The 7,842-nt window shown below is 67.6% G+C and carries 9 protein-coding genes; 4 read left to right on the forward strand and 5 right to left on the reverse strand.

Going from position 1 to position 7,842, the window contains the following annotated elements; all coding sequences use genetic code 11:
* On the reverse strand, positions 1-536 hold a 536-nt coding region (locus N5D45_RS22405), incomplete at its 3' end, for a DNA-3-methyladenine glycosylase I (protein ID WP_279939648.1).
* Positions 533-2,320, reverse strand: coding sequence for a DUF4153 domain-containing protein (locus tag N5D45_RS22410; RefSeq protein WP_279939649.1), 1,788 nt, complete (start codon positions 2,318-2,320; stop codon positions 533-535). The genes N5D45_RS22405 and N5D45_RS22410, both read right to left, overlap by 4 nt.
* Before the next feature lie 91 nt (positions 2,321-2,411).
* On the opposite strand from N5D45_RS22410, the gene N5D45_RS22415 reads away from it, so the two are divergent.
* The 4 genes from N5D45_RS22415 (at position 2,412) to N5D45_RS22430 (ending at position 5,089) form a co-directional block, all read left to right on the forward strand.
* Positions 2,412-2,978, forward strand: coding sequence for a YqgE/AlgH family protein (locus N5D45_RS22415; RefSeq protein WP_005408377.1), 567 nt, complete (start codon positions 2,412-2,414; stop codon positions 2,976-2,978).
* Positions 2,971-3,465, forward strand: a complete 495-nt coding sequence (ruvX, locus tag N5D45_RS22420; RefSeq protein WP_010483674.1) for a Holliday junction resolvase RuvX — start codon at positions 2,971-2,973, stop codon at positions 3,463-3,465. Before N5D45_RS22415 ends, ruvX begins: the two co-directional genes overlap by 8 nt.
* Before the next feature lie 15 nt (positions 3,466-3,480).
* Complete coding sequence (locus tag N5D45_RS22425; protein ID WP_019337122.1) at positions 3,481-4,431, forward strand: aspartate carbamoyltransferase catalytic subunit; 951 nt, start codon at positions 3,481-3,483, stop codon at positions 4,429-4,431.
* 169 nt (positions 4,432-4,600) lie between these two features.
* A complete protein-coding gene (locus N5D45_RS22430) occupies positions 4,601-5,089 on the forward strand; it encodes a transposase (protein ID WP_279939650.1) in 489 nt (162 codons plus the stop codon).
* 102 nt (positions 5,090-5,191) lie between these two features.
* Here N5D45_RS22430 and N5D45_RS22435 read toward each other — a convergent pair whose 3' ends face one another.
* The 3 genes from N5D45_RS22435 to mgtE all read right to left on the reverse strand — a co-directional run bounded on the left by N5D45_RS22435 (position 5,192) and on the right by mgtE (position 7,748).
* The gene (locus N5D45_RS22435; protein WP_057504270.1) at positions 5,192-5,989 is read right to left on the reverse strand and encodes a prolyl oligopeptidase family serine peptidase; all 798 of its coding nucleotides are present in this window, start codon (positions 5,987-5,989) and stop codon (positions 5,192-5,194) included.
* A 71-nt stretch (positions 5,990-6,060) separates the two neighbouring features.
* The gene (locus N5D45_RS22440) at positions 6,061-6,327 is read right to left on the reverse strand and encodes a hypothetical protein (protein WP_049410266.1); all 267 of its coding nucleotides are present in this window, start codon (positions 6,325-6,327) and stop codon (positions 6,061-6,063) included.
* Positions 6,328-6,386: 59 nt separating this feature from the next.
* Entirely contained in the window at positions 6,387-7,748 is a 1,362-nt protein-coding gene (gene mgtE / locus N5D45_RS22445; protein ID WP_010483662.1) for a magnesium transporter, read from the reverse strand.
* Positions 7,749-7,842: the final 94 nt, after the last annotated feature.

Genomic DNA, 7,842 nt, shown 5'->3' on the forward strand with positions numbered 1-7,842 from the left:
GCGGCCTGCAGCCACGGCGGCGACAGCATCAGCAGCCGCGCATGCACCGGGCAATCCTCGGCGTGCGCGCCGGGCAGGTAGCCCAGGCTCATCAGGAATTCGCCGGTGATCTCGCCGCCGGTGAAGCGGAACGTCTTCTTGAACAGCTTCACCCAGTCGGCCTTGCTGCGCGGGTGGTGCGCATCCAGCCACGCCGCGAAGCTGCCATGGCTGGCCCGCAGCTGCTGGATCACCTGCGCGTTGTGGATCGCCGCCAGCACCTTCAGCCGGTTGCGGATGATGCCCGCGTCCGACAGCAGGCGTTCGATGTCCTGCTCGGCATACGCTGCCACGCGGTCCACATCGAAGCCGTCATAGGCCGCGCGGAAGCCCTCGCGTTTCTTCAGGATCGTCTCCCAGCTCAGGCCGGCCTGGTTGATTTCCAGTACCAGCCGCTCGAACAGCTCGCGCTCGTCACGCTGCGGGAAGCCGTACTCGTTGGCGTGGTAGTAGTCGTGCACCGGATGGCCCGGGGCGATGAGGCAGTAACCGCTCATGGGGAAGACTCGTTGGATTCGGGTTCCGGATCGATGGCCAGCGCAGGGCGCCCGCCGATGGACAGCATCGGCCAGCGCGGCGGTTCGAGCGTGAGCTCGCCATCGCGCAGGGCCTGGTTGATCGCCTCGGCCTGGCCGCTGACGGTGCCGAACAGCGAACCGGCCCGGCGCCAGTGGGCATCCCTGCCACGTGCATACAGTACGCAGTCCGGCGCACGGTGAGTGTACAGCTCGCACAGCAGCACTTCGCCGGTGCCATCGCCGTCCAGATCGCGATGCACGATCAGGCAGTCGCGCTCGCTCTGGGCGCAGGATTCGCCATTGATCGCACGCGTGGCCAGTGCGTGCCACCAGTCGTCCGGTGGCGAGCTGGATCCCTTGGCCAGTTTCAGCGCGCGCTGCAGGGCAGTGACATCCTGCGGCCCCTTGTCGAGGCGCTGTCCGTCGTCCCAGCGTGACGTGCGTGCCAGCGCTGCCGCGATCACCTGTGGCGCGTTGGCATCGGCGGTGATGGCCGGATCACGCTGCAGCTCGCGTAGCGCCTGCACGCCACGGCGCCCAAGATCGAAGCGCAGCACGTTGACGTCGCTGCTGGTGATTGCCGGCGGGTCCGCGCGCAGCCGCGCCAGCTGGCTGGACAGGGTCAGCCGCACCGGGTCCAGCAGCGGCGAGTTGCCCAGCAATGCCAGTGCCAGCACCGCCCAGCACATCCAGCGGTTGACCGGCTCCACCATCTGCAACCAGCGCCCCTGCCGGCGCAGCACCGCCAGCGCGTAGCCCACGGCATAACCGGCCACGGCCAACGCGACGAGTACTGCCCAGAACCGGTCCACGGTCCAGCCGTACTGCACCACGCGCAGGCCCAGCGCGTACAGTGCCAGCGCCGCGTAGACCGGCAGCGCCAGCAGGCTGGCTTCAACAAGGCGTCGCAGCAGCAGGGGGTAGGGGGCGCTGTCTTCCCCCTGCTGGTAGACCGCATTGGTGAACGTCACCAGCAACAGCGACAGCACCAGCAGCAGGCTGGCGGCCGAGCGGGTCTTCCACAGCGGCTCGAGCCCGGTGAGCGGCAGGCTCAGCACGAACAGCACCGCGATGAACGACAGCAGCGGCAGCAGCCCGCGGCAGATCGCGAACAGCACCTGGCGGGTGATCTGGATCGCGCGGTGCTGGGTGCGCCCGATCAGCACGCCGAACCCGGCCAGGCTGCCGGTGGCCAGCGCAATGAACGCGTCCTGCCGGAACAGGTCGCGGAAGAACGTCACCTCCAGCAGCTGGAACAGCGCCGCCCACAACCACAGCAGCAGCCAGGTCAGCCCGGTGAACAGCGCCGCCAGGGCCAGGGTCAGACCGTTCTGCCAGGCGCGCTCGAACAGCTCCGGATAGCTGGCGCGCCAATGCCCGTGCTGCAACTGGAACTGCCACCAGGGCAGGGCCACGAACACCGCCACCGCCGTGCCCAGGGTCAGCGGGAACTGCAGCGCGCCCGAATCCAGCGCGGTCTCGCCGTTGAGGTTCCAGCCGATCCAGGCGGCCAACGCCAGCACCACCACCGAGCCGAGCACCGCCTGCAGCCACAGGCGGCGCTGGCCCAGCTCGACCAGGCTCAGCGCTACCGCGCTGGGGATGGCCAGCATCCAGGCGTACCAGCAGTAGCGCCAGCCGATATCGCGGAACGGCCAGGCATCGGACAGTTCCTGCGCGGCATACAGCATCAGACCCTGCAGCAGGGCGATCAGGACGATGGCGCTGCGTGCCGGCAGGGTCAGGGGCGATGAAGACTGCATCGATGACCTTCCATGGCAAAGCACCATCCTAGCCCATCGCGGTTCGGCGCCATCGCGCGACCATCCCGCCCCCAGCAGGTAGAATGGGCCCATGCCTGTAACGCCGACCTCCCTTGCCGATCACCTGCTCGTCGCGCTGCCGTCGCTGCTCGACGCGACCTTTGCCCGCAGCGTCGCGCTGATCTGCCAGCACGACGAGAACGGCGCAATGGGCGTGCTGGTCAACCAGCCTTCCGAGTACACGCTGGGTGAAGTGCTTGCACAGATGGACATCACCACCGGTGATGGCGACCTGCAGGCGCGCATGGTGCTTAACGGCGGCCCGGTGCATCCGGAGCGCGGCTTCGTCATCCATGACGACGCGCGGGCGTGGGATTCCAGCCTGACCGTGGGCGACGGCCTGTACCTGACCACCTCGCGCGACATCCTCGAAGCGATGGCGCGCGGCGAAGGCCCGGCCAATGCCGTGGTCACCCTTGGCTGTGCCGGTTGGGGCGCAGGGCAGCTGGAAAGCGAGCTGTCCGAGAACAGCTGGCTGACGGTGCCGGCCGATGCCGAGCTGGTGTTCCAGCTGCCGCTGGAGCAGCGCTGGCAGGGTGCGGCTTCGCGTATCGGCGTGGACCTGTTCCGGCTGACGGATTACAGCGGCCATGTCTGAGCCGGTCGCGCCCGCACCGGTTCCTGCTGCCCCGGCGATCCGCCGTGATGGCACCGTTCTGGGTTTCGATGTCGGCTCGCGACGGATCGGCGTGGCTATCGGCAGTGCCTTCGCCGCGCATGCGCGCGCGGTGGCCGTGGTCGATGTGCACGGCAACGGCCCGGACTGGACCGCGATCGAGCGCCTGCTCAAGGAATGGAAGCCCGATGGCCTGGTGGTCGGCGACCCGCTGACCCTGGACGGCCAGGACCAGCCCAACCGCAAGCGTGCGCAGGGCTTCGCCCGCCAGCTGCGGGAACGTTTCAAGCTGCCGGTGGTGATGATCGACGAGCGTTCCAGCTCGGTCGAGGCCGCCCGCCGCTTCGCCGTCGAGCGCGCCGAAGGGCGCAAGCGCCGCCGCGATGCGGCCGCCCTCGATGCCGTGGCCGCGGCGGTGATCATCGACCGCTGGCTGTCGTCCCCCGACGACGCCACCCCCATTCCCTGACTGCCCGACACCGCCATGACCGCCCAGCAAATCGATGCCTCCGGACGCCTGCGCCACCTGCTGACCCTGGAGGGCCTGCCGCGCGAGACCTTGCTGCAGCTGCTCGACCGGGCAGGGCAGATCCGCGATGCTGCGGTCGGTCGCGTCGGCAACAAGCGCCACGTGCTGGCCGGTTCTGCGGTGTGCACGCTGTTCTTCGAACCGTCCACGCGCACCCGCAGCTCGTTCCAGCTGGCCGCGCAGCGCCTGGGCGCCGATGTGCTCAATTTCGATGCCTCGACCTCGTCCACGCGCAAGGGCGAAACCGCCTGCGACACGCTGCGCAACCTGGAAGCGATGGGCGTGCGCGGCTTCGTGGTGCGGCACCCCGATGATGGCGCCGTGGCCGCACTGGCCGAGGCGGCGGGCGAGGGCACTGCACTGATCAACGCCGGTGACGGCCGCAGTTCGCACCCGACCCAGGGCCTGCTGGACATGCTGACCCTGCGCCAGGCCAAGGGCCCGGATTTCTCGAAGTTGAAGGTGGTGATCGTCGGCGACGTGAAGCACTCGCGTGTGGCCCGCACCGACCTGCATGCGCTGCGCACGCTGGGCGTAGGCGAGATCCGCGTCTGCGGCCCGCAGTCGCTGCTGCCGGACGACGAGACCCTGAAGGGCTGCGTGGTCGGCGATGATTTCGACGCGATGCTGGAAGGCGTCGACGCGCTGATGATGCTGCGCCTGCAGCGCGAGCGCATGGAAGAAGGCCTGGTGCCGTCGCTGGAGCAGTATCACACGCAGTACGGCCTGACCACCGAGCGCCTGGCCCGCGCCGGCAAGGATGCGGCGGTGCTGCACCCGGGCCCGATCAACCGCGGCGTGGAAGTGACCGACGAAGTGGCCGACGGCCCGCAGTCGTGGGTACTGCGCCAGGTCGCCAACGGGGTCGCCGTGCGCATGGCCGTGCTGGAAACCCTGCTGGGCTGATCCCCGCTTGGTAGGTGTCAACCTAGGTTGGCACCCACTGCTTTGGTAGAGGCCAACCTTGGTTGGCGCTGTTGTTCTGGTGGGTGCCAACCTTGGTTGGCACTGGCCTACCCTTGCGAAGGTGATTTCCCGTTGTTCAGGGAACATGCGCCCGCCCATGCTCTTCTGCATGAACAGCGCCCGCCTCCTGCTAGGCCGTCACTCCACTATTGGCCAGAGCTACATCCTCACAACGAACGTGCATGGCCGGGCGGCACTGTTCGCCAACGACGCCGTTGCGGATACCGCCATGCAGGAGTTCCGGCGTCTGGATCTGGAAGGTCTGACCCATTCGATTGCCTACGTGGTCATGCCGGATCACATCCACTGGTTGATGCAACTGCGCGCGGCATCGCTCGACGTTGTCATGAAGCGCTTCAAGTCGCGTACGGCCGTGCACGCAAACAGGGTACTGGGCAGGGTGGGGCGCTTCTGGCAGTCCTGCTATCACGATCATGCAATCCGCTCTGATGAATCGCTGTTCCGGCACGCGATGTATGTGATGGCGAATCTGATCAGGGTGGGGCTGGCAACGCAGCTTGGCCAGTACCCGCATGCGTGGTGTCAGTGGGAACTCGAAGGTTCTGCCAAGGCGGAGTTCATGGGGGCGGACAGATAGTGCCAACCAAGGTTGGCACCCACCGAAACCAGGATCCAACCAGGATAGACAGCCACTGGAGCCAGGATCCAACCCTGGTGGGCAGCTACCGGAAGCCGCGACTCACCGCTTCTGCGCGAACAGCCATTCCCACATTGCCGGGTCCGCATAGGTGGCATCCCAGGCGTTGTGGTTGCCGTCGGGGTACTCGGTATAGCGCACGTCGCGTGCGCTGGCGCCCTGGAATGCGGCGTGCAGCCTGCGGTCGTCGTCCGGCGGCACCACGTCGTCCAGCGCGCCGTGGAAGATCCAGATCGGCGTGTGCCGCAGGCGCTGCGAGATCACGGCATACGGATCGGTTTCCTGGGCGACCTGCTCGACGAACAGGGTTGGGCGCTTCGCGCGTGGTGCAAGTACCGCGCCGCACACGGGGACGATCGCGGCAAAGCGGCGCGGGTCGTCCAGCGCGATGTTCCAGCTGCCGTAGCCGCCCATCGACATGCCAGTCAGGTACTGCCGTGCCGGGTCGGCGCCGAATTCGGCGATCGTGGCGTCCAGTGCGGCCACTGCCGCACGGTTGTTGCGGCCGCTCCATTCCTCATGGCCCGGTACCTGTGGGAACACCACCAGGGCGGGGAAGTCGGGATGCTCGCGCAGGTAAGGCCCCAGCCCGGCGTAGGTCTGCTTGACGCCATCGGCACCGCGCTCGCCGGAGCCGTGCAGGAACAGGATGACCGGGAGGTGGGTGGGAGCGGCGGCCTGCACGCCGGCCGGAATGAACACCTGATAGTAGGCGGTCTCCCCCTCCACCTTCACCGCACGTGCCTCGAAGCGACCACGCGCGCTGTCCGGCAGCGAAGTGCAACCGCTCATCACCAGAAGGGCCAGCAGTGGCAGCCAGCGCGACATCGAACGGACCATGGGAATTCCCGAAGCGGCAGGTATGGCCGCATCGTAGTCCGCCGCACGTCAATGAGGCATCGTGCGCCGCGTCACTGCGGACGCGGGAAACTGGCGATGATGTCCAACTGCTCCTGTGCCTCGGCGTTGCCTTCGGCGGCAGCTGCCTGCACCTGTGCCATGTCCGGATGCAGCACCACCAGCAGCGGGTTCTCGCAGACCGGGCAGCCGTACTCGGTGGCGTCCTCGTCCAGCTCCATCTCCATGGCACGCGAGCTGCCCTTCCATTCGCAGGCCGGGCAGGTGTGCTGCTGGTCGCGCCAGCCGGGCTGGAAATAGTTTTCGATCGTTGTTGCCATGGGTGTTCCCGTTGGGTGGGGTCAGCGCCCCGCGTGGCGGGGCCCGATCCTTGATGCGGTCAGTGCAGCAGCACCAGGGTGGCCAGGCCGAGGAAAGTGAAGAAGCCCATCGAGTCGGTCACGGCGGTCAGGAAGATGCCACTGGCCAGCGCCGGATCGAAGCCGAAGCGCTTCAGTGTGAGCGGCACCAGCACGCCGGCCAGCGCTGCGAACAGCAGGTTGCAGGTCAGCGCGATGGCGATCACCGCAGACAGACCGGGTGAATGGAACCAAGCCAATACGATCAGGCCCAGCACCGAGCCGAGCATCACGCCGTTCAACAGCGCAACCCGGACCTCCTTCCACAACAGGGTGCGCGCGTTGGAGGCGCCCACCTGGCCCAGCGCCAGGCCGCGCACCATCAGCGCCAGCACCTGGGTACCGGCGTTGCCGCCGAGGCCGGCAACGATCGGCATCAGCACCGCCAGCGCCACCAGCTTGTCGATGGTGCCCTCGAAGTGGCCGACCACGCTGGAGGCCAGGAACGCCGTGCACAGGTTGACCGACAGCCACATCAAGCGGCGGCGCATGGCGCGCCAGACCGGGCTGAACAGATCTTCGTCCTCGTCCAGGCCGGCGGCGCCCAGCGCCTGGTGCTCGGCCTGTCCACGGATGATGTCGACCACGTCATCGATGGTGATGCGGCCAACCAGGATGTTGTTGTCGTCCACCACCGGCGCCGAGATCCAGTCATGGTCGGAGAACTGGCGGGCGACCTCCTGGTCGCTTTCGCCGACATCGATCGCCGGCTGCTCGTCGTCGATCAGGCGGTTGATCGGGGTGGTGTCCTCGTGGGTCACCAGTGCCGCCAGCGACACCCGGCCGAGGTATTGATGGCGCCGGCTGACCACGAACAGGTGGTCGGTGTGGTCGGGCAGTTCGCCTCGCAGGCGCAGGTAGCGCAGCACCACGTCGACGTTGACGTCGGCGCGCACGGTCACCACGTCCGGGTTCATCAGGCGCCCGGCACTGTCCTCGGGGTAGGACAGCACCTGCTCCAGGCGCTCGCGGTTCTCGCGGTCCATCGACTTGAGGACTTCGTCGATGACCGTGTCCGGCAGGTCTTCGACCAGGTCGGCCAGGTCGTCGATGTCCAGGTCTTCGACCGCGGCGATGATTTCGTCCGGGTCCATGTCCGCGAGCAGGCTCTCGCGCACGTCGTCGCCGACGTGGACCAGCACCTCGCCGTCATCTTCCGGATCGACCAGGCCCCACACCACCTCGCGCTTGCCCGGCGGCAACGATTCGAGCAGGTTGCCGATCTCGGCCGGGGCCAGGGTGTTGACCAGGCGGCGCACCGGGCCCAGCCGACCGCTGTCCAGTGCGTCGGACAGCATCCGCAGTTGGCGTGCAGTCTTGTCGTGGCGTACAGCTTCAGCCATCGCAGCTCCCGCGGGATAAGAAAAGCCGCGATCCCGGCAAGGATGCGGCAACAGGGGTGTTCAGCGCGTCATTATCGCAAGGGGATGTTTCAAC

It is taken from the genome of Stenotrophomonas sp. GD03819, from assembly GCF_029841665.1.
Classification (GTDB): Bacteria; Pseudomonadota; Gammaproteobacteria; order Xanthomonadales; family Xanthomonadaceae; genus Stenotrophomonas; species Stenotrophomonas geniculata.

Bases quoted from the DNA above. Each gene is read 5' to 3' on its own strand.
- N5D45_RS22430 (WP_279939650.1), top strand. From the start codon at position 4,601: ATGAACAGCGCCCGCCTCCTGCTAGGCCGTCACTCCACTATTGGCCAG.
- N5D45_RS22435 (WP_057504270.1), bottom strand. From the start codon at position 5,989: ATGGTCCGTTCGATGTCGCGCTGGCTGCCACTGCTGGCCCTTCTGGTG.
- N5D45_RS22440 (WP_049410266.1), bottom strand. From the start codon at position 6,327: ATGGCAACAACGATCGAAAACTATTTCCAGCCCGGCTGGCGCGACCAG.
- N5D45_RS22425 (WP_019337122.1), top strand. From the start codon at position 3,481: ATGACCGCCCAGCAAATCGATGCCTCCGGACGCCTGCGCCACCTGCTG.
- ruvX (WP_010483674.1), top strand. From the start codon at position 2,971: ATGTCTGAGCCGGTCGCGCCCGCACCGGTTCCTGCTGCCCCGGCGATC.
- N5D45_RS22415 (WP_005408377.1), top strand. From the start codon at position 2,412: ATGCCTGTAACGCCGACCTCCCTTGCCGATCACCTGCTCGTCGCGCTG.
- mgtE (WP_010483662.1), bottom strand. From the start codon at position 7,748: ATGGCTGAAGCTGTACGCCACGACAAGACTGCACGCCAACTGCGGATG.
- N5D45_RS22410 (WP_279939649.1), bottom strand. From the start codon at position 2,320: ATGCAGTCTTCATCGCCCCTGACCCTGCCGGCACGCAGCGCCATCGTC.